Source organism: Streptomyces sp. NL15-2K (assembly GCF_030551255.1).
Taxonomy (GTDB): Bacteria; Actinomycetota; Actinomycetes; order Streptomycetales; family Streptomycetaceae; genus Streptomyces.
Genome location: NZ_CP130630.1, coordinates 2159974 through 2180423, shown reverse-complemented (window position 1 = coordinate 2180423; position 20450 = coordinate 2159974). Strand labels below are relative to the sequence as shown.

16 protein-coding genes and 3 pseudogenes are annotated in these 20450 nt (G+C 68.7%); 15 read left to right on the top strand and 4 right to left on the bottom strand.

Features of this window, described 5'->3' with window-relative positions; genetic code table 11:
* Positions 1–24 precede the first annotated feature (24 nt).
* Together Q4V64_RS54860 and Q4V64_RS09235 are read right to left on the bottom strand one after the other, a co-directional pair.
* Positions 25–308 (bottom strand): annotated as a pseudogene (locus Q4V64_RS54860) (ABC transporter permease); the annotation flags it as partial.
* Positions 305–1171 (bottom strand): annotated as a pseudogene (locus Q4V64_RS09235) (ABC transporter ATP-binding protein). The pseudogenes Q4V64_RS54860 and Q4V64_RS09235, both read right to left, overlap by 4 nt.
* Before the next feature lie 143 nt (positions 1172–1314).
* On the opposite strand from Q4V64_RS09235, the gene Q4V64_RS09230 reads away from it, so the two are divergent.
* The 3 genes from Q4V64_RS09230 (at position 1315) to rpsD (ending at position 4310) form a co-directional block, all read left to right on the top strand.
* Positions 1315–1971 carry a vitamin K epoxide reductase family protein gene (locus Q4V64_RS09230; RefSeq protein ID WP_124443781.1) on the top strand — a complete coding sequence of 219 codons (657 nt, stop codon included), beginning with the start codon at positions 1315–1317 and terminating at the stop codon, positions 1969–1971.
* Between the two features lie 42 nt (positions 1972–2013).
* Complete coding sequence (locus Q4V64_RS09225; RefSeq protein ID WP_124443782.1) at positions 2014–3369, top strand: replication-associated recombination protein A; 1356 nt, start codon at positions 2014–2016, stop codon at positions 3367–3369.
* Between the two features lie 326 nt (positions 3370–3695).
* The gene (gene rpsD, locus Q4V64_RS09220; RefSeq protein ID WP_095754424.1) at positions 3696–4310 is read left to right on the top strand and encodes a 30S ribosomal protein S4; all 615 of its coding nucleotides are present in this window, start codon (positions 3696–3698) and stop codon (positions 4308–4310) included.
* Positions 4311–4435: 125 nt separating this feature from the next.
* Here the strand turns inward: rpsD and Q4V64_RS54855 are convergent.
* Positions 4436–4672, bottom strand: a pseudogene (locus Q4V64_RS54855) (regulator); the annotation flags it as partial.
* Between the two features lie 441 nt (positions 4673–5113).
* Here Q4V64_RS54855 and Q4V64_RS09210 point away from each other — a divergent pair.
* From Q4V64_RS09210 to mltG, 6 genes are all read left to right on the top strand, one after another.
* On the top strand, positions 5114–5569 hold the full coding sequence (locus Q4V64_RS09210; RefSeq protein WP_124443783.1) for a DUF948 domain-containing protein: 456 nt from the start codon (positions 5114–5116) through the stop codon (positions 5567–5569).
* Between the two features lie 7 nt (positions 5570–5576).
* Positions 5577–5927 carry a hypothetical protein gene (locus tag Q4V64_RS09205; protein ID WP_124443784.1) on the top strand — a complete coding sequence of 117 codons (351 nt, stop codon included), beginning with the start codon at positions 5577–5579 and terminating at the stop codon, positions 5925–5927.
* Positions 5927–8599, top strand: a complete 2673-nt coding sequence (gene alaS / locus Q4V64_RS09200) for an alanine--tRNA ligase (RefSeq protein WP_124443785.1) — start codon at positions 5927–5929, stop codon at positions 8597–8599. Before Q4V64_RS09205 ends, alaS begins: the two co-directional genes overlap by 1 nt.
* Positions 8600–8634: 35 nt before the next feature.
* Positions 8635–9099 carry a Holliday junction resolvase RuvX gene (gene ruvX, locus Q4V64_RS09195; RefSeq protein ID WP_124443910.1) on the top strand — a complete coding sequence of 155 codons (465 nt, stop codon included), beginning with the start codon at positions 8635–8637 and terminating at the stop codon, positions 9097–9099.
* A 180-nt stretch (positions 9100–9279) separates the two neighbouring features.
* Positions 9280–11004: an RNA-guided endonuclease IscB gene (gene iscB, locus Q4V64_RS09190; RefSeq protein ID WP_216377686.1), complete on the top strand. Its 1725-nt coding sequence runs from the start codon at positions 9280–9282 to the stop codon at positions 11002–11004.
* Positions 10997–12715: an endolytic transglycosylase MltG gene (gene mltG, locus Q4V64_RS09185; protein ID WP_124443786.1), complete on the top strand. Its 1719-nt coding sequence runs from the start codon at positions 10997–10999 to the stop codon at positions 12713–12715. Before iscB ends, mltG begins: the two co-directional genes overlap by 8 nt.
* A 71-nt stretch (positions 12716–12786) precedes the next feature.
* Here mltG and Q4V64_RS09180 read toward each other — a convergent pair whose 3' ends face one another.
* The gene (locus Q4V64_RS09180; RefSeq protein ID WP_124443787.1) at positions 12787–13203 is read right to left on the bottom strand and encodes a hypothetical protein; all 417 of its coding nucleotides are present in this window, start codon (positions 13201–13203) and stop codon (positions 12787–12789) included.
* A gap of 568 nt (positions 13204–13771) precedes the next feature.
* Here Q4V64_RS09180 and Q4V64_RS09175 point away from each other — a divergent pair.
* From Q4V64_RS09175 to aroB, 6 genes are all read left to right on the top strand, one after another.
* Positions 13772–14611: a shikimate dehydrogenase gene (locus Q4V64_RS09175; RefSeq protein WP_124443912.1), complete on the top strand. Its 840-nt coding sequence runs from the start codon at positions 13772–13774 to the stop codon at positions 14609–14611.
* A gap of 121 nt (positions 14612–14732) precedes the next feature.
* Positions 14733–16940, top strand: a complete 2208-nt coding sequence (locus Q4V64_RS09170) for a molybdopterin cofactor-binding domain-containing protein (RefSeq protein ID WP_124443788.1) — start codon at positions 14733–14735, stop codon at positions 16938–16940.
* 22 nt (positions 16941–16962) lie between these two features.
* Positions 16963–17421 (top strand): (2Fe-2S)-binding protein, encoded by a 459-nt coding sequence (locus Q4V64_RS09165; protein WP_124443789.1) that lies wholly within the window; start codon positions 16963–16965, stop codon positions 17419–17421.
* Between the two features lie 175 nt (positions 17422–17596).
* Entirely contained in the window at positions 17597–18781 is a 1185-nt protein-coding gene (gene aroC / locus Q4V64_RS09160) for a chorismate synthase (protein ID WP_124443790.1), read from the top strand.
* Positions 18778–19296, top strand: coding sequence for a shikimate kinase (locus tag Q4V64_RS09155; RefSeq protein WP_124443791.1), 519 nt, complete (start codon positions 18778–18780; stop codon positions 19294–19296). Before aroC ends, Q4V64_RS09155 begins: the two co-directional genes overlap by 4 nt.
* The gene (gene aroB, locus Q4V64_RS09150; protein WP_124443792.1) at positions 19293–20384 is read left to right on the top strand and encodes a 3-dehydroquinate synthase; all 1092 of its coding nucleotides are present in this window, start codon (positions 19293–19295) and stop codon (positions 20382–20384) included. Before Q4V64_RS09155 ends, aroB begins: the two co-directional genes overlap by 4 nt.
* Positions 20385–20450: the final 66 nt, after the last annotated feature.

Here is a 20450-nt window from a genome sequence, read left to right as displayed (position 1 = left end):
CGGCCGGACCTGGCACATCCACTTCGAGATGCCGAGCGACTGGAAGCTCGTCGACATGATGCCGGCGGCCATCATCGCCGGGACGTACAGCTGCGAGGCGGTGATTCCGGCGCCCTGCACGTCGTCCCGGAAGATCGACGCGAACAGGAACAGGAACACCACCGGGAAGGCGAAGGTGAACACCACCTGGTCGCGCTGCCGGAAGAACTGCTTGATCTCCAGGGCCCCCGGCTCAGCCCGAGCCCCCAGGCCCCGGGCAGCCGCTCGGCGTGCGCCTCGGTCCGCAGCCGTACGGCGGTCGTGGTCATCGCGCGTCCTCCTGTCCGGTGAGCCGGAGGTACACGTCCTCCAGCGTGGGGCGGGTCACCCGCAGCCCAGGGATCTCGCCGTCGAAGCGGCGCATCAGCTCGGCGACCGTCCGGGTCGGCGTGTCCGTGCGCTCCGCGCGCGGGGAGCTGTCCGGCTCGGTCCATTCGACGGTGGCGCCTGTGCCGTGCCGGTCCCGCAGGCCGGCCGGCTCGCCCTCGGCGACGACGTGTCCCTTGGTGACGATCGCCAGCCGGTGCGCGAGCGCTTCCGCCTACTCCAGGTAGTGCGTGGTCAGCAGGATGGTCGTGCCCTCGTCGGCGAGCCCCCGGATCAGGTCCCAGAACTGGCGCCGGGCCGCCGGGTCGAAACCGGTCGTCGGTTCGTCCAGGAGCAGCAGCTCGGGGTCGCCGATGCCCCCCAGTGCCACGTCCAGCCGCCTGCGCTGCCCGCCGGACAGTGCCTTGATCCGGCTGTCCGCCTTCGCCTGCAGACCGACCAGGCCGATGACCTCCTCCGGGTCCCGCGGCCTCGGGTAGTAGCGGGCGAAGCGCCGCACGGTTTCGCGGACCGTCAACTCAGCGGGCGCGGATTCGTCCTGCCAGACGATTCCGACACGCGAGCGCCACGCGCGCGTGCCGTGCGCCGGGTCCGTGCCCAGCACGGACACCTCGCCGTCGTCCCGCGCGCGGTTGCCCTGGAGGATCTCCACCGTCGTGCTCTTGCCCGCGCCATTGGGTCCGAGCAGTCCGAAAACCTCGCCCCTGCGGATACCGAGATCGATGCCGTCGACCGCGGTCACGTCGCCGTACTGCTTGCGCAGCCCCCGCACGTCCACCGCGAGTCCGTTCGCGTGTGCTGTCATGGAGAAGAGCCTCGTCCTGAATCGAGCGCTCCGGGACGACCGTGCGTACCTCCTTATGTCCATCGAACGGTGGACACGCGCGCGTGCGGCACAATGGCCCCTGTCCCGACCAGGTCCACCTCTCAAGTGACGGAATCGGCGTGATGAGCAAGACGACAGTCAAAGACGTCTCCACCGAGCCCGAGCCGGAGCGAGCCGACGTCGCGCCGCGGTCGGTGGGCGGCAGTCGCGCGTTCGCCCTGCTGCTGGTGATCACCGGTGCGGCGGGACTGCTCGCCGCGTGGGTCATCACGATCGACAAGTTCAAGCTGCTCGAGGCCAAGGTCGAGGGCAAGTCCTTCACGCCGGGCTGCAGCCTGAACCCCGTCGTCTCCTGCGGCAGCGTCATGGAGAGCAAGCAGGCCGCCGCCTTCGGGTTCCCCAACCCGATGCTCGGTCTCGTCGCCTACGGCATCGTCATCTGCGTCGGCATGAGCCTGCTCGGCCGCGCCCGCTTCCCGCGCTGGTACTGGCTCACCTTCAACGCCGGCACCCTCTTCGGCGTCGGCTTCTGCGCCTGGCTGACGTTCCAGTCCCTGTACCGCATCAACGCGCTGTGCCTGTGGTGCTGCCTGGCCTGGGTCGCGACGATCATCATGTTCTGGTACGTGACCTCGTTCAACGTGCGCAACGGCTTCCTGCCCGCGCCCAGTTGGCTGAAGAGCTTCTTCGGCGAGTTCACCTGGGTCATGCCGGTACTGCACATCGGCATCATCGGCATGCTGATCCTGACCCGCTGGTGGGACTTCTGGACCAGCTGACGCGGTGCCGCGTTGTCAGTGCGGTGATTTAGGGTTCTGAGCGTGGAGCCCGATCTGTTCACCGCAGCCGCGGAAGACCGCCAGGAGAAGGAGCCGTCCAGCAGCCCCCTGGCGGTCCGGATGCGCCCGCGCACCCTCGACGAGGTCGTGGGCCAGCAGCACCTGCTGAAGCCGGGCTCCCCCCTGCGCAGACTGGTCGGCGAGGGCGGCGGCGGCCCGGCCGGACCGTCCTCGGTGATCCTCTGGGGGCCGCCCGGCACCGGCAAGACGACCCTGGCGTACGTCGTCTCCAAGGCCACCAACAAGCGCTTCGTGGAGCTCTCGGCGATCACCGCAGGCGTCAAGGAAGTCCGCGCGGTCATCGACGGCGCCCGCCGCGCCACCGGCGGATACGGCAAGGAGACCGTCCTCTTCCTCGACGAGATCCACCGCTTCAGCAAGGCCCAGCAGGACTCCCTGCTCCCCGCGGTCGAGAACCGCTGGGTGACACTGATCGCCGCGACGACCGAGAACCCGTACTTCTCGGTCATCTCCCCGCTCCTGTCCCGCTCCCTCCTCCTCACCCTCGAACCCCTCACCGACGACGACCTGCGCGGCCTGGTGCACCGCGCCCTGGCCGACGAGCGCGGTCTGAAGGGCGCCGTCACCCTCCCCGAGGACACCGAGGCCCACCTGCTGCGCATCGCCGGCGGCGACGCCCGCCGCGCCCTGACCGCCCTGGAGGCCGCCGCCGGGGCCGCGCTGGACAAGGGCGAGACGGAGGTCGGGCTCACGACGCTGGAGGAGACCGTCGACCGCGCCGCCGTGAAGTACGACCGCGACGGCGACCAGCACTACGACGTGGCCAGCGCCCTGATCAAGTCCATCCGCGGCTCCGACGTCGACGCGGCCCTGCACTACCTCGCCCGCATGATCGAGGCCGGCGAGGACCCCCGCTTCATCGCCCGCCGCCTGATGATCTCCGCCAGCGAGGACATCGGCCTCGCCGACCCGAACGCCCTCCCCATAGCCGTCGCCGCCGCCCAGGCCGTCGCCATGATCGGCTTCCCCGAGGCCGCCCTCACCCTCAGCCACGCCACCATCGCCCTCGCCCTGGCCCCCAAGTCCAACTCCGCGACGACCGCGATCGGCGCCGCCCTGGACGACGTACGAAAGGGGCAGGCGGGTCCGGTGCCGCCGCATCTGCGCGACGGGCACTACAAGGGTGCCGCCAAGCTGGGACACGCGCAGGGGTACGTGTATCCGCACGATGTGCCCGAGGGCATCGCCGCCCAGCAGTACGCCCCGGACGCCATCAAGGACCGCGAGTACTACACGCCGGGCCGCCACGGCGCGGAGGCGCGGTACGCGGACGCCGTGGAGTGGACCAGGAAGCACCTCGGTCGCAAGCGGCCTTGAGCACGCTGTAGACTCGCATGAAGCGCTGAGTCCCGTGTCCGGACCCCGTCAGGGAGCCGGCACCACCAGAACGGGACATCCAGCCGGAGGCCTGGTCCGCCAGGATCTCCAGGAGCGTCGCGCACCGTCGAACGGTGTCGCGGGCAGCCCACCACCACCCGGAGCTCCGGGAGAGGTCGGTGGGCCACTCGCGTGCTGCACGTATGTGCCCAGACCAGGGGAGCGGCTGCCCCGCAGGTCCCATGCGGACCCGCAGGGTTTCCCCGGCTGCGGATGCGACCTCCCGTAACCCTGGTGAGCCGGAAACTTTTGGAAAGAGACAGACAGTGGCGAATCAGTCCCGCCCCAAGGTCAAGAAGTCGCGTGCCCTCGGTATCGCGCTGACCCCGAAGGCCGTCAAGTACTTCGAGGCCCGCCCCTACCCGCCGGGTGAGCACGGCCGTGGCCGCAAGCAGAACTCGGACTACAAGGTCCGTCTGCTGGAGAAGCAGCGCCTGCGCGCGCAGTACGACGTGTCCGAGCGCCAGCTCGTCCGCGCCTACGAGCGTGCCTCCAAGGTTCAGGGCAAGACCGGTGAGGCTCTGATCATCGAGCTGGAGCGTCGTCTCGACGCCCTGGTCCTGCGTTCGGGCATCGCCCGCACCATCTACCAGGCCCGTCAGATGGTCGTCCACGGCCACATCGAGGTCAACGGCCAGAAGGTCGACAAGCCGTCCTTCCGCGTCAAGCCCGACGACGTCGTGATGGTCCGCGAGCGCAGCCGCGAGAAGACCCTCTTCTCGATCGCCCGTGAGGGCGGCTTCGCCCCCGACGGCGAGACCCCGCGCTACCTCCAGGTGAACCTCCGCGCCCTGGCGTTCCGCCTGGACCGCGAGCCGAACCGCAAGGAGATCCCGGTGATCTGCGACGAGCAGCTCGTCGTCGAGTACTACGCCCGCTGATCACCAGCAGGCCGTAGCACCACCTCAGCCCGCCGTCTCCCCGCCCTCCGGGTGGGCGAGGCGGCGGGCTTCGGCATGTCCAGGGCGCTGTCCCATGCCGCGTCGGCCCGCGGGGCGTCGGCATGGTGCTCGGCGGCCGCCAGGTCGAACCGCCGGGCGAACACCGACAGCCGCGACGACGGCAACCACTCCTCGGGCGCGCACAGTTCGTGGCTCCGGCCGATCGCCGTACGCGGCGTCCGGTGGCGGGGCAGGGCGTCCCTGGCCCCGCCGGTCAGCATGCGGAAGCGGTCGTCGAGCCGCTCCAGCAGCTGACCGGGAGACAGCGCCCGCAACCGTCCCGCAGCCGGCTCGATCGCCAGCGAGCAGCGCGGTCGCTTCGTCCTCGCCGAGTGGCCCCAGCGCACCACGCCCTCACCAGCCCGGCGCAGCAGCCCGCTCTGCTGGACGCGTGCGCCCCAGACCAGCAGGTGATCCGTCAGCCCCGGGGCTTCCACGATCGCGTGGTCGACGAACTCCGGATCACCCACCCGGGAGGAGCCGAGTGCCCGCGTCGGCCCGGAGAGTTCGGACGAGCGGCCCACGAACGCGTCGGGCTCCAGGGGCGGATCGCCGTGCCCGGGAGAGCTGCCGGCACGAGGGATCGGCAGGGAACACGGAGCGTACCGAGCCGGATTCGGTCCGTACAATCGCTGCGCGCGACCCGAGTCCGCGCGGGCGGGAATCCGGTACGGAGCGGCATCCCCGGCGCGATAGGCTCGGCGTACGACTTTTTCGATACTCAGGCACGTTTCAGGGAGCGGGTGCACACAGTGTCCGGTGGAGAGGTTGCCGGGATCCTGGTGGCCGTCTTCTGGGCGATCCTGGTCTCCTTCCTCGCCGTCGCACTGGTGAGGCTGGCCCAGACGCTCAGGGCGACCACCAAGCTGGTGGCGGAGGTGACCGATCAGGCGGTCCCGCTGCTGGCCGACGCCTCCGCGGCGGTGCGCTCCGCGCAGACCCAGATCGACCGGGTCGACGCGATCGCGTCGGACGTCCAGGAGGTCACCTCGAACGCCTCGGCGCTGTCGACCACCGTCGCCTCCACCTTCGGCGGTCCCCTGGTGAAGGTCGCGGCCTTCGGGTACGGCGTGCGCCGTGCCCTCGGCGGCCGACGGGACGACGTGCCCGCCCAGGAGCCTCGACGTACCGTGATCGTGGGCCGTACCGTCCCGGCCTCGCGGCGGAGCAGGTGGAGCAAGCGCGGAAAGAAGGACTGATCCAAAGATGTTCCGCCGTACCTTCTGGTTCAGCACGGGTGTCGCCGCAGGTGTGTGGGCCACCACCAAGGTCAACCGCAAGCTGAAGCAGCTGACCCCCGAGAACCTCGCCGCCGCGGCCACGAACAAGGCGATCGAGGCCGGTCACCGGCTCAAGGACCGCGCGGTGGGCTTCGCGCTCGACGTCCGGGACAACATGGCCCAGCGGGAGGAGGAACTGGGCGACGCGCTCGGGATCAACGCCCCCGTCGACCCCGAACTCCCCGCACCCCGGCGGCACGCCGCCATCGAGAACCGCAACAACCCGAAGTACGTCGAGAGGCCGACGTACTCGTACAACCGGAATGAGGACCACTGATGGAGTCGGCTGAAATCCGCCGCCGCTGGTTGAGCTTCTTCGAGGAGCGCGGTCACACCGTCGTCCCTTCGGCGTCGCTCATCGCGGACGACCCGACTCTGCTGCTCGTCCCGGCCGGCATGGTGCCCTTCAAGCCCTACTTCCTGGGCGAGGTCAAGCCGCCCTTCGCGCGCGCCACGAGCGTGCAGAAGTGCGTCCGCACGCCCGACATCGAAGAGGTCGGCAAGACCACGCGGCACGGCACCTTCTTCCAGATGTGCGGCAACTTCTCCTTCGGCGACTACTTCAAGGAAGGCGCCATCAAGTACGCCTGGGAGCTGCTCACCACGCCCCAGGACAAGGGCGGTTACGGCCTCGACCCCGAGCGCCTGTGGATCACCGTCTACAAGGACGACGACGAGGCCGAGCGCATCTGGCACGAGATCGTCGGGGTGCCCAAGGAGCGCATCCAGCGCCTCGGCATGAAGGACAACTACTGGTCCATGGGCGTCCCCGGCCCGTGCGGCCCCTGTTCCGAGATCAACTACGACCGCGGCCCCGAGTTCGGCGTCGAGGGCGGCCCCGCCGTCAACGACGAGCGGTACGTGGAGATCTGGAACCTCGTCTTCATGCAGTACGAGCGCGGCGAGGGCATCGGCAAGGACAACTTCGAGATCCTCGGCGACCTGCCCAGCAAGAACATCGACACGGGCCTCGGCATGGAGCGGCTCGCCATGATTCTGCAGGGCGTGCAGAACATGTACGAGATCGACACCTCCATGGCCGTCATCAAGAAGGCCACCGAGCTCACGGGCGTGGCCTACGGCGACGCCCACGACTCGGACGTCTCCCTGCGCGTGGTCACCGACCACATGCGCACCTCCGTGATGCTCATCGGCGACGGTGTGACCCCCGGCAACGAGGGCCGCGGCTACGTCCTGCGCCGCATCATGCGCCGCGCCATCCGCAACATGCGCCTCCTCGGCGCCACCGGCCCGGTCGTCAAGGACCTGATCGACACGGTCATCGAGATGATGGGCCAGCAGTACCCCGAGCTCGTCACGGACCGCGAGCGCATCGAGAAGGTCGCCGTCGCCGAGGAGAACGCCTTCCTCAAGACGCTGAAGGCCGGCACCAACATCCTCGACACCGCCGTCACCGAGACCAAGGCCACCGGCGGCACCGTCCTGCCCGGCGACAAGGCCTTCCTGCTCCACGACACCTGGGGCTTCCCGATCGACCTCACCCTGGAGATGGCCGCCGAGCAGGGGCTCTCCGTGGACGAGGACGGCTTCCGCCGTCTGATGAAGGAGCAGCGGGAGCGCGCCAAGGCCGACGCCCAGGCGAAGAAGACCGGCCACGCCGGCGTCGGCGCCTACCGCGAGATCGCCGACAAGGCCGGCGAGACCGACTTCATCGGCTACTCGGACACCGAGGGCGAGTCCACGATCGTCGGGATCCTCGTCGACGGCGTCTCCTCGCCGGCCGCCACCGAGGGCGACGAGGTCGAGATCGTCCTCGACCGCACCCCGTTCTACGCCGAGGGCGGCGGCCAGATCGGCGACACCGGCCGCATCAAGGTGGACACCGGTGCCGTCATCGAGGTCCGCGACTGCCAGAAGCCGGTCCCGGGCGTGTATGTCCACAAGGGCGTCGTCCAGGTCGGCGAGGTGACGGTCGGCGCCACGGCCCACGCCTCGATCGACGACCGCCGCCGCAAGGCCATCGCCCGCGCCCACTCGGCCACGCACCTCACCCACCAGGCCCTGCGCGACGCCCTCGGCCCGACGGCCGCCCAGGCCGGCTCCGAGAACCAGCCCGGTCGCTTCCGCTTCGACTTCGGGGCGCCCTCCGCCGTTCCCACGGCCGTGATGACCGACGTCGAGCAGAAGATCAACGAGGTGCTCGCCCGCGATCTGGACGTCCGCGCCGACGTCATGGGCATCGACGAGGCCAAGAAGCAGGGCGCCATCGCCGAGTTCGGCGAGAAGTACGGCGAGCGCGTACGCGTCGTGACCATCGGCGACTTCTCCAAGGAGCTCTGCGGCGGCACGCACGTCCACAACACCGCCCAGCTGGGCCTGGTGAAGCTGCTCGGCGAGTCGTCGATCGGCTCGGGCGTCCGCCGTATCGAGGCCCTCGTCGGCGTGGACGCCTACAACTTCCTCGCTCGGGAACACACGGTCGTCGCTCAGCTCCAGGAGCTGGTCAAGGGCCGTCCGGAGGAGCTCCCGGAGAAGGTCTCCGCCATGCTCGGCAAGCTGAAGGACGCCGAGAAGGAGATCGAGAAGTTCCGCGCCGAGAAGGTGCTCCAGGCCGCCGCCGGTCTCGCCGAGTCCGCCAAGGACGTACGAGGCGTCGCCCTGGTCACCGGTCAGGTGCCGGACGGCACGACCGCCGACGACCTGCGCAAGCTGGTCCTCGACGTGCGCGGCCGCATCCAGGGCGGACGGGCCGCCGTGGTCGCCCTGTTCGCCGTCAACAACGGCAAGCCGCTGACGGTCATCGCCACCAACGAGGCCGCCCGCGAGCGCGGCCTCAAGGCCGGCGACCTGGTCCGTACGGCCGCCAAGACCCTCGGCGGCGGCGGTGGCGGCAAGCCGGACGTCGCCCAGGGCGGCGGCCAGAACCCGGCCGCCGTCGGCGAGGCCGTCGACGCCGTCGAGCGGCTCGTGGCGGAAACGGCCAAGTGAGCGCAGCCGGACAGGCGCGTGACGACGGCCCGGTGATGCGCCGCGGCCGACGGCTTGCGATCGATGTCGGTGACGCCCGGATCGGGGTCGCCTCGTGCGACCCCGACGGGATCCTCGCCACCCCGGTGGAGACGGTCCCCGGCCGGGACGTCCCCGCGGCGCACCGACGGCTGAGGCAACTGGTCGAGGAGTACGAGCCGATCGAGGTCGTCGTCGGTCTCCCTCGCTCCCTCAAGGGCGGCGAGGGCCCGGCCGCGGTAAAAGTTCGTGGCTTCGCCCAGGAGCTCGCGAAGGGCATCGCGCCCCTCCCGGTCCGGCTCGTCGACGAGCGGATGACGACCGTGACGGCCAGTCAGGGACTGCGCGCCTCAGGGGTGAAGGCCAAGAAGGGCAGATCGGTCATCGACCAGGCAGCGGCCGTGATCATCTTGCAGCAGGCCCTGGAATCCGAACGGGTGTCAGGTAAAGCACCCGGCGAACGCGTCGAAGTGGTCATCTGATCGCGATACGGTAACGTTCCGCGCGATGCGGCGGTGTTCGAACAGCCGTCGCACACCAAGGAGGCAAGTGGCTTCTGGGTTTGATGCTCAGAGGCGGACTGTCTCGCGGCTCTAGGGGATCGGTCACTCGCTCCCCAGCTTTGAGGGCTGGGGCTTGTCCGCCGTGGGCGGATAGGGCCCATGAGTGACCAGCCCGAGTCACCGCGTGGAGGAGGTGTATCGGTGACTACGTTTCAGGTGAGTGAGAAGACCCACCAGGCCGTGCTTCCTCAGCGGCCTGCTCTGGAATCCGCCGCAGCAGACACCCCTGGGAGCAGGGACGAAACGGGCGATGGACGCTCCACGCGCAAGGGTGGGGCAGCTGGCTTGGAACATGGGCGAGGGGAGATGCGCGAGTCTGACCTCCGGGCTCTCGCACGTCACTCCGAGGCTGTCGCGTCAGCGTCGGCTGAGGGAGAAAACGCTGCCGATAACGGCAGCGCCATGCAGAATGTTGGTTCGGGTGCGGCCTTCGTGGCCGTGTTGGACCGGCGGGGTGTCCCACTGATGCCTTGCCATCCTGCACGTGCTCGTGAACTCCTGGCGAAGGGTAGGGCAGTAGTGGCTCGGCACACGCCCTTCGTCATCAGGCTCAAGGACCGAGAAGTGAAGGAGTCGGCTGTACCTGGTGTCGCAGTGCGAATCGATCCCGGCTCGAAAGGCACCGGTATCGCGGTCACTGTCGATGTTCACGCGACAAGCGGTGAGGATGGTGCAGGCTTCACCACACGGCGAGGGCTGGTGGCGATCGAACTACGATATCGGGGGGCGCAAATCCACAAGGCGATGTCGCAGCGAGCTGCGTATAGACGTGCAAGGAGGTCGAGGAATCTCCGCTATCGTGCCCCGCGATTCGACAATCGCAGTAGATCGGCTGGGTGGTTGGGCCCCTCGGTGCAACATCGAGTCGACACAACCGGATCCACCGTTCGGCAACTGATCCGATACGTCCCTGTCTCGGAGCTTCACGTCGAGCGGGTCTCGTTCGATACGCATGCCATGAGCCAGGGCAGAGGTTGGCTTGAGGCTAGTGAGTACCAGCAGGGAACTCTGGCCGGATACGAAGCCCGTCAATATCTGCTTGAAAAATGGGGCAGGAAATGTGCGTACTGTGGAATCGGCGACGTCCCACTACAGGTAGAACATGTCCAGCCTAGGGCTTATGGTGGCTCCGACCGCCTCTCTAATCTGACACTTGCGTGTGCGCCTTGTGATGCGGCAAAAGGTAAGCAATCGGTGACTGAGTTTCTGAGCCATCGTCCTGCTGCACTGAAAAGGATTTTGGCGCAGATTAAGACCCCATTGAGGGACGCGGCTGTCATGAATGCAACGCGATGGCGCATTGTCGATCAACTGCGTTCAACACATCTGCCCGTCTACAGCTGGTCTGGCGGGCGCACACAATACAACCGTGTGAGCCATGGCCTGGCAAAGACGCACACGCTGTATGCGTTGGCCGTCGGTGCGGTAAAGGGCGGCACGAGAATCGTGCGGTTCCCCGAGAGGGTGCTGGTCGCGACTGCGGCGGGTCGTGGGACGTACGCTCGCACTCGCTCAGATCGGCACGGCTTCCCGCGCCTGAGCCTGCCCCGTACCAAGCAGTGCTTTGGCTATGCCACAGGTGACCTCGTCCGGGCAGTCATCCCTTCCGGAAAGTATGCGGGTTCCTGGACGGGCCGGGTTGCTGTGCGTTCAACTGGGCGTTTCAATATCCGATCCAGCCGAGGTACTGCCCAAGGCATCCATCAGCGCTATATCCATTTGCTTCAACGGGCCGACGGCTACGGCTATATCACCCGAGAGGAGGAAGACGCGCATCGATGCGCCGACGGCGTAGGCATGCGTGTCGACCGCTCTGATGACTGACTATGGCCGGGGCGAAGGCTCCGAACCGTGGCATCCGGAGGACCCGTTGTACGGGGACGGCGGATGGGGCGGACAGCAGGCCCAGGAGGGTCAGCAGTCCCCCTACGGCGGCCAGCCGCAGCACTATCGGGAGCAGCCGCAGTACGGCGACTGGGGCAACGGCCAGCAGGCCGCATACGGTCAGGCGCAGCAGCACTACCAGCAGCAGCACCAGCAGCAGTACGGCGAGCAGCAGTACAACCAGCAGCAGTACAACCAGCAGTACGACCAGCAGTACGACCAGCAGCAGTACGGGGCCCAGCCGCAGCAGCAGTACGACAACGGTGACTGGGCCACCGGCACGCACTCGCATGTCCAGTACGCCGACCCCTCGGACCCGTACGGGCAGCAGGGCATGGCGTACGGCGGGCAGCAGCCTGACCACTACGGCACCCCGGACGCGTATCCGCCGCCGGAGCCGCCCAGTCGGCGGCGCGCCGAACCGGAGCCGCGGACCGACTGGGACCCGGGCCCTGACCAGGGCGAACACGCCTTCTTCGCGGGCGGCGGCGATGACGACGACAGCGACGACGAGGCGGGGGACCAGGGCGGGCGCGGCGACCGGCGAGGCCGTGGCGGCAAAGAGAAGAAGCGCCGCAGCGGATGCGCCTGTCTGGTCGTCATGCTGGTGATCGGTGGCGGAGTGGGTGGAGTCGGATATCTCGGCTACCAGTACTACCAGGATCGTTTCGCCCCGGCTCCGGACTTCGCCGGCGAAGGCACGAGCCAGATCGTGACCGTCGAGATCCCCAAGGGTGCGGGTGGATATGACATCGGCCGGCGGCTGAAGGCGGCGGGCGTCGTCAAGAGCGTCGACGCCTTCGTGTCCGCGCAGTCGCAGAATGCCGACGGGAACAAGATCCAGGCAGGCGCCTATCTGCTGAAGAAGCAGATGTCCGCCGAGAGTGCCGTCGCGATGATGCTCGACCCGACGAGTCAGAACAATGTGCTGGTCAAGGAGGGTGAGCGCAATATCGCCGTCTACAAGACCATTGACGAGAAGCTCGAATTGCCTTCCGGCAGCACCAAGAAGGTCGCCGAGAAGAAATATAAGAGCCTCGGGTTGCCGAGTTGGGCGGACGACAACAGCGAGATCAAGGACCCGCTGGAGGGCTTCCTCTATCCGGGAACCTATCCCGCCGCCAAGGGCATGAAGCCCGAGGCGGTTCTGAAGGAGATGGTGGCCCAGGCCTCGCGGAAGTACGACGCGTTCGGCGTGGAGGCCAAGGCCAAGGCGCTCAAGCTGAAGAGCCCGCTGCAGGTCGTCACGGTCGCGAGCCTCGTCCAGGCCGAGGGCAAGACCAGCGAGGACTACCGCAAGATGGCGGAGGTGGTCTACAACCGCCTCGACATCGCGAACCCCGAGACCTACGGGCTCCTGCAGTTCGACTCGACCTTCAATTACCTGAAGAACGAGAGCAACATCGACATCAGTGAGTCGGAGATCAACAACAACAAGGACCCGTACAACACGTACACACAGAAGGGTCTGCCGCCCGGTCCGATCGGAAACCCGGGCGACGTCGCCATGAAGGCGACGCTCGATCCGACCAAGGACGGCTGGTTCTACTTCGTGGCTGTCGACGGTGTCAGCAAGACCGAATTCGCCAAGACGCATGCCGAATTCCAGAGGCTCAAGAACAAGTTCAATGAGAGCTCGGGCGGCAGCTGAGCGTACGTGACGAGGTCCCGGGCGCCCGCCCGGGACCTCGTCACGCGGAACCTACTGAATGGTCGGGCTCATTACCAGCAGGTCTTGCTGTACAGCATGGTGCTGCCTTCGTAAGTAGCGACCTGAACTCCGATTTCGTACATGCCGTTCGAATCGGTGGCCGTTGTGTACCAGGTATTCCCTATTCCGTCGACCCCATCGTAGAAGGCATGCCACGGCCAGTAGTGCTTGTCGCCCGAATAGTATTCTGTGACGAGTCTGATCCGAACATGGTGCCCGTCTCGACCGGTGTCAGACAGCCCCAAGGCGATGTCGACCGTCCTCGTGGTGCCGACTGAAAAGCCGCTGTAATCCAGATCTCCGCTCGCTCCGGTAGTGCTGCACTTAATGAAGCCGGAAGGAGCCGTCGCGGCTTCGGCTCCACTGGATGCGCCCAAAGTCAGCGCGATTGCGAGGCTGATTCCGAGCGGCATCATGTGCTTTCGCATGAACGGGTCCCTATTTCTGTTCTGCTTGCGAAATTTCTTCCCGGCAGGATCAATTTCGATTCTCGCTGATCTTCACTGTTTGAGGATTCTAGAGTCCTCTCCTTTGTGTAGTCGGGGTAGCACCGTGATGCTCGGTGGCGGTTCACGATGTGATGCCTGTCCGGAGGCGGTCGCGTCAGGTTGGCGGGCAAGTTGTTGGGCGGCCCCGGCGCGGCGATCACCATAGGCATGATGTGAATGAGGTGTGTAGAGAGCGAACGGGAGTTGGCCTGATCATGCCATTCAAAGGGCGCTCTCCGTCAATGGTGAACATGCCGATCCGAACTGGGCTCTACCTCGCATGGAACCGGTGGATCGTAGGGCCGCTGGAGGTGTGAGGTGTCGAAGTGGTGTGACTCAAGCTGATCGTTTAACCACTGGCCATTGCATGCACGGAGCCTTCCTGGGCCAGCGCGTCGGGCGAGTAGCCGGCTGAATGCTCAGCAGAGCACCTCCAGCGACCTCTGGAAGTGCGTTGAGGTACCTTGACCGAGTCGGAGACCGGCCCAGGAGCGCAGTGAACGGTGTAATGATGGCCGCGAATGTCCAGCGATGCCGGGCCGCCGTGCTCGGCAAGCCCATCGCCCACTCCCTCTCCCCGGCGCTGCACCGTGCCGCCTACCAGGAACTGGGGCTCACGGACTGGTCGTACGACCGGTTCGAGGTCGACGAGGCTGCCCTGCCCGACTTCATGGCGGAACTCGGGCCGGAGTGGGCCGGGCTGTCGCTGACCATGCCGCTGAAGCGTGCCGTCATCCCGCTGCTCGACGAGATCACCGACACGGCGGCCTCGGTCGAGGCGGTCAACACGGTCGTGTTCACCGAGGACGGCCGCCGGGTCGGCGACAACACCGACATCCCCGGCATGGTCGCCGCGCTGCGCGAGCGGGGGATCGAGCAGGTCGACTCGGCCGCGATCCTCGGCGCCGGCGCCACCGCCTCCTCCGCGCTGGCCGCGCTGGCCCGGATCTGCACCGGCGAGGTCGTCGCCTACGTCCGCAGCGAGGCCCGGGCCGCCGAGATGCGGCAGTGGGGCGAGCGGCTGGACGTCGAGGTCCGTACGGCGGACTGGGCGGATGCCGCGCAAGCGCTGCGTGCACCGCTCGTCGTCGCCACCACCCCGGCCGGTACGACCGACGCGCTGTCCTCGGCCGTACCGGAGAAGCCCGCCACCCTCTTCGACGTGCTCTACGACCCGTGGCCGACCGAACTCGCCGCCCGCTGGTCCGGGTACGGCGGGGCCGTCGTCAGCGGACTCGACCTGCTGATCCACCAGGCGGTGCTCCAGGTCGAGCAGATGACGGGGCGCGCGCCGGCGCCGCTGGACGCCATGCGGAAGGCCGGCGAGCATGAGCTCGCGGTTCGGTAGGAACCGCTCGGTTGCGTGTCGCCGCGTGGGGATCCTGTGAAACCCCTTTACCGAGTGGTAACTCCTGGTCAGGATCTCCGGACGGCCCGGCAAAGTAGGCGGGCCGCCGAACGGAGCTGCCATGCCACGTCACAGCCGGCGCAGGTTTCTCACCTATCTGGTGGCCGCGCCCACGCTCGCCGTCGCGACCAAGATCGGTCTGGACGCCTTAGCACCCGGAGACGCCGAGGGGGCAATACCCACCCCGCCGGCCCCGGCCGATCTGGTCGATCTCGGTGATCTGCTGATCCTGGCCGGGAAACCCACCGCGTCCATGCTGGTGCTCAGCGTCGACGAGGAGGGCGTCGCCCACTTCCGGCTGCCCCGGGAGGAGGTCGGCCAGGGACTCACCACCGCGGTGGCCATGCTGGTCGCGGAGGAACTGGACACCCCGCTCGACCGCGTCCGCGTGCAGCTGGACGACGCCCGGCCCGAGTTGCTGTTCAACCAGTTGACCGGCAGTTCCAACTCCATCCGGTCGCTGTACGACCCGGTGCGGCACACCGCGGCCGCGGCACGCGCCCGTATGGTCGGCGCGGCTGCCCGGCAGTGGGACCTGAACGCAAGCGACTTGACGGTACGTCAGGGCGTTGTGGTCGCCCCCGACGGCCGTACCGCCTCGTACGGCTCCCTGTCGGCTGCCGCCGCCACCCTCGATCTGGGCGCCCTGACCGTCACGCCCAAGAAGGAATCGGACCACTCCCTCGTCGGCACCCCCACCTCGCGCATCGACGCCCGCGCCCTGGTCACCGGCAAGCACCAGTACACGCTCGACCTCGAGGTTCCCGGCGCCGAACCGTGCATGGTGCGCCGCCCGCCGACCGTCAACGGCACCGTGAAGTCGGTGAACAACGAGGCCGCCGTACGTGCCATGCCGGGCGTGCTGGACGTGGTCACCATCGACACCGGCGTGGCCGTGGTCGCCAAGACGTTCGGGCAGGCCCTCGACGCCAAGAACGCCCTGGACGTCACCTGGGGCCCGGGGACCGTGGACGAGCTGTCCGACGACGGCATCCGGGCGAAGCTGAAGGCGGCGACCCCGTCGCTGGACGTCCTCGGGGCTCTGGTGAAGAAGGTGGAGGCCGATTTCGACTTCGCGTTCGCCAGTCACGCCCCGATGGAGACCAACTCCGCCGTCGCCGACGTGCGCGCCGACCGTGCGGAGATCTGGTCGGGGCTCAAGTCGCCGATCATCGCGCAGGCCGCCGTCGCCAAGGTTGTCGGGCTGCCGGTTTCCAAGGTCAAGATGCACGTGGTGCAGTCGGGCGGTTCCTTCGGACGGCGACTGTTCTACGACGCGGCCCTGGAGGCCGCCGTCGTGTCGAAGAAGACCGGCCGGCCCGTCCGCCTGATGTGGTCGCGCATCGACGACATGCGGCACGGCCGGATGCGGCCCGCCACCCACCACCGGGTCCGTGCGACCTACGCCGCCGGTCAGGTGCTCACGTTCCAGCACCAGGTGGCGGCCGTGGAGACCGACTTCCGGCACGGCCTCGGTGATGCGATCACCGCCGCCGCGGCCGGTCTGCCCAGCGGCCTCGGCAACGCGACGTTCGCGCAGACGCTGTTCCTGACCACGGTGAAGTCCCCCTACAACTTCGGCCTCACCACACAGACGCTCACCGAGGTGCCGCTCAAGATGCACACCGGATCGTGGCGTTCGGTGTACTCGGGCAACACACGCGGCGCCGAGGAGATCGTCGTCGACGAGCTGGCGGCGAAGCTCGGCAAGGACCCGGTGGCCTTCCGGCGCGCGTTCCTGAAGACCGCCCGGCAGCGGGCCGTCCTCGACAAGGTCGCCGAGGAGGGCGAGTGGGGGCGGAGCCTGCCGGACGGCTGGGCCCAGGGCGTCGGCTTCCACGAGGAGTACAAGTCCTGCACGGCCTGCCTGGTGGAGATCGACGCCACCGATCCGAAGAAACCGCGTGTGACGAAGGCGGTCGTCGCGGCCGACGTGGGCCGGGTGATCAACCCGCGCGGCCTGGAGGCGCAGCTGCTCGGCGGCCTGACGGACGCGATCTCCACCACTTTGCGTGCGGGGCTCCACCTCGACAAGGGGCTCCCGCTGGAGGGCAGCTACTCGCAGTTCCACTACGCCCGTCAGAAGGACTCCCCGAAGGACGTCAAGATCTTCGTCATCGAGGGCGGCGACGAACCCGGCGGCGCGGGTGAACTCGGCGTCCCGGCAGCCGTCGGCGCCGTCGCCAACGCCTACGCCCGGGCCACCGGCACCAAGCCGCGCAGCTTCCCCGTCACCTTCGACGTGGACTTCACGCCCTTCCCTCGCTGAGCATCCCGCAAGGAGTCCGTACGTGCCCTCCCACACCTTCACCGTCAACGGGAAGACCGTCACCGTCGACGCCCCCGACGACCTGCCCCTGCTGTGGGCCCTGCGCGACCTGCTCGGCGTCCGCGGCCCCAAGTACGGCTGCGGCATCGACGTCTGCAAGGCCTGCACCAGCCACCTCGACGGCGAGGCGATCCGCCCCTGTGTGGTCCCGGTCGCCGAGGCCGCGGGTCACGAGGTCACCACCATCGAGGGGCTCGCCGACGGCGACCGGCTGCACCCCGTCCAGGAGGCCTGGCTGGAACAGGACGTCGCCCAGTGCGGCTACTGCCAGCCCGGGCAGATCATGGCCGCCGTCGCCCTCCTCAAGCGCACCAGCGACCCCACCGACGCCGACATCGACGAGATCGCCAACGTCTGCCGCTGCGGCACGTACTTCCGCATCCGCGAGGCGATCAAGAGCGCGGCGGCACGGATGGGATGACGCGGCGGGGCTCCTCGCCCCCGCGTCCGCCTGATGGACCCGCGGCCGGGTACGACGCCGGACGTGGGAGGATCGGAGGTGGCGGACCGGGGCCGCGCACCCGGTCGCGCCGTCGCCGTACGCGAGGACGCGCGTACGCAGGGCAGTACCGGGGCGCGAGCATGGAGGAGCACCGTTGAGCAGGTTGCGCTGGCTGACCGCGGGGGAGTCGCACGGTCCCGCACTCGTGGCGACGCTGGAGGGCCTTCCCGCCGGCGTGCCGATCACCACGGAGATGGTGGCGGACCACCTGGCCCGGCGCCGGCTCGGCTACGGACGCGGTGCGCGCATGAAGTTCGAGCGCGACGAGGTCACCTTCCTCGGCGGTGTGCGGCACGGCCTCACCCTCGGCTCTCCGGTCGCGATCATGGTGGGCAACACCGAGTGGCCGAAGTGGGAGCAGGTCATGGCGGCCGACCCGATCGACCCCGAGGTGCTGGCCGGCCTGGCCCGCAACGCCCCGCTGACCCGGCCGCGTCCCGGCCACGCCGACCTGGCCGGCATGCAGAAGTACGGCTTCGACGAGGCCCGCCCGATCCTGGAGCGCGCCTCCGCGCGGGAGACGGCGGCCCGGGTGGCACTGGGCGCGGTGGCCCGGTCGTACCTGAAGGAGACGGCCGGCATCGAGATCGTCTCCCACGTGGTGGAGCTGGCGGGCGCGAAGGCGCCGTACGGCGTCTACCCCACCCCCGCCGACGTGGAGAAGCTGGACGCCGACCCGGTGCGCTGCCTGGACGCGGACGCGTCGAAGGCGATGGTCGCCGAGATCGACCAGGCCCACAAGGACGGCGACACCCTCGGCGGTGTGGTCGAGGTGCTGTCGTACGGCGTGCCGGTGGGCCTCGGCTCGCACGTGCACTGGGACCGGCGGCTGGACGCCCGGCTGGCGGCCGCGCTCATGGGCATCCAGGCGATCAAGGGCGTCGAGGTCGGCGACGGCTTCGACCTGGCGCGGGTGCCCGGCTCCAAGGCGCACGACGAGATCGTCACCACCGGCGAGGGCATCAGGCGGGCCACCGGCCGCTCCGGCGGCACCGAGGGCGGCCTGACCACCGGTGAGCTGCTGCGGGTGCGCGCCGCGATGAAGCCGATCGCGACCGTGCCGCGGGCGCTGAAGACCGTGGACGTCGTCACCGGCGAGGCCACCCAGGCCCACCACCAGCGCTCGGACGTGTGCGCCGTGCCCGCCGCCGGCATCGTCGCCGAGGCGATGGTCGCGCTCGTCCTCGCGGACGCGGTCGCGGAGAAGTTCGGCGGCGACTCGGTGCCCGAGACCCGCCGCAACGTCCGGTCGTACCTCGACAACCTGGCGATCCGGTGAGCGCGGTGCCTGCGGTCGTGCTGGTCGGTCCGATGGGTGTGGGCAAGTCCACCGTCGGTCAGCTGCTGGCCGAGCGGCTCGGTGTCGGCTACCGCGACACCGACGAGGACATCGTCGCCGAGCAGGGGCGGACGATCGCCGAGATCTTCGTCGACGAGGGCGAGCCCGCCTTCCGCGCGATCGAGAAGCGGGCGGTGCACAAGGCGCTCGCCGAGCATCACGGCGTCCTGTCGCTGGGCGGCGGCGCCGTCCTCGACCCGGACACACGTGCGCTGCTGGCCGGGCTGAGGGTCGTCTACCTCTCCATGGACGTCGAGGAGGCGGTCAAGCGCACCGGCCTGAACGTCGCCCGGCCGCTGCTCGCCGTCAACCCGCGCAAGCAGTGGCGCGAGCTCATGGAGGCGCGGCGGCACCTGTACGAGGAGGTCGCCACGGCTGTCGTGGCCACCGACGGTCGTACGCCCGAAGAAGTGACCCAAGTCGCCCTGGACGCACTGGAGTTGAAGGAAGCATGAGCGAGGCAGTGACGCGGATCCAGGTCGGCGGCACCGCGGGCAGCGACCCGTACGAGGTCCTGGTTGGCCGGCAACTCCTGGGCGAACTCGGTGGGTTGATCGGTGACAAGGCCAAGCGGGTCGCCGTGATCCACCCCGAGGCGCTGGCCGAGACCGGCGACGCGCTCCGCGCCGACCTGGCCGAGCAGGGCTTCGAGGCCGTCGCCATCCAGGTGCCGAACGCGGAGGAGGCCAAGACCGCCGAGGTCGCCGCCTACTGCTGGAAGGCGCTGGGCCAGTCCGGGTTCACCCGCTCCGACGTCATCGTCGGCGTCGGCGGCGGCGCGACCACCGACCTCGCCGGGTTCGTCGCCGCGACCTGGCTGCGCGGAGTGCGCTGGATCGCCGTCCCCACCACCGTGCTCGCCATGGTGGACGCTGCCGTCGGCGGCAAGACCGGCATCAACACCGCCGAGGGCAAGAACCTCGTCGGCTCCTTCCACCCGCCGGCCGGCGTGCTGTGCGACCTGGCGGCGCTGGACTCCCTCCCGGTCAACGACTACGTCTCCGGGCTCGCCGAGATCATCAAGGCCGGCTTCATCGCCGACCCGAGGATCCTGGAGCTCATCGAGGCCGACCCCGAGGCCGCCCGTACCCCGGCCGGCCCGCACACCTCCGAGCTCATCGAGCGCTCCATCAAGGTCAAGGCCGAGGTCGTCTCGTCCGACCTGAAGGAGTCCGGCCTCAGGGAGATCCTCAACTACGGCCACACCCTCGCCCACGCCATCGAGAAGAACGAGCGCTACAAGTGGCGCCACGGCGCGGCGGTCTCCGTGGGCATGCACTTCGCCGCCGAACTCGGCCGCCTGGCGGGCCGGTTGGACGATGCCACCGCCGACCGTCACCGTACGGTCCTGGAGTCGGTGGGCCTGCCGTTGCACTACCGCTACGACCAGTGGCCCAAGCTGCTGGAGACCATGAAGGTCGACAAGAAGTCCCGCGGCGACCTGCTGCGCTTCATCGTCCTGGACGGCCTGGCCAAGCCCACCGTCCTGGAGGGACCCGACCCGGCCGTGCTCCTCGCCGCCTACGGCGAAGTGGGCGAGTAAGGCCTCAGGCGTACCTTCCGCCCGATTCGTCTCGCCCCCGATTCGCCTTGTGCCACAGGGCACTTC

Bases quoted from the DNA above. Each gene is read 5' to 3' on its own strand.
- mltG (WP_124443786.1), top strand. From the start codon at position 10,997: ATGACTGACTATGGCCGGGGCGAAGGCTCCGAACCGTGGCATCCGGAG.
- Q4V64_RS09230 (WP_124443781.1), top strand. From the start codon at position 1,315: ATGAGCAAGACGACAGTCAAAGACGTCTCCACCGAGCCCGAGCCGGAG.
- Q4V64_RS09180 (WP_124443787.1), bottom strand. From the start codon at position 13,203: ATGCGAAAGCACATGATGCCGCTCGGAATCAGCCTCGCAATCGCGCTG.
- Q4V64_RS09170 (WP_124443788.1), top strand. From the start codon at position 14,733: ATGCCACGTCACAGCCGGCGCAGGTTTCTCACCTATCTGGTGGCCGCG.
- alaS (WP_124443785.1), top strand. From the start codon at position 5,927: ATGGAGTCGGCTGAAATCCGCCGCCGCTGGTTGAGCTTCTTCGAGGAG.
- iscB (WP_216377686.1), top strand. From the start codon at position 9,280: ATGAGTGACCAGCCCGAGTCACCGCGTGGAGGAGGTGTATCGGTGACT.
- ruvX (WP_124443910.1), top strand. From the start codon at position 8,635: ATGCGCCGCGGCCGACGGCTTGCGATCGATGTCGGTGACGCCCGGATC.
- Q4V64_RS09205 (WP_124443784.1), top strand. From the start codon at position 5,577: ATGTTCCGCCGTACCTTCTGGTTCAGCACGGGTGTCGCCGCAGGTGTG.
- Q4V64_RS09175 (WP_124443912.1), top strand. From the start codon at position 13,772: ATGATGGCCGCGAATGTCCAGCGATGCCGGGCCGCCGTGCTCGGCAAG.
- aroB (WP_124443792.1), top strand. From the start codon at position 19,293: ATGAGCGAGGCAGTGACGCGGATCCAGGTCGGCGGCACCGCGGGCAGC.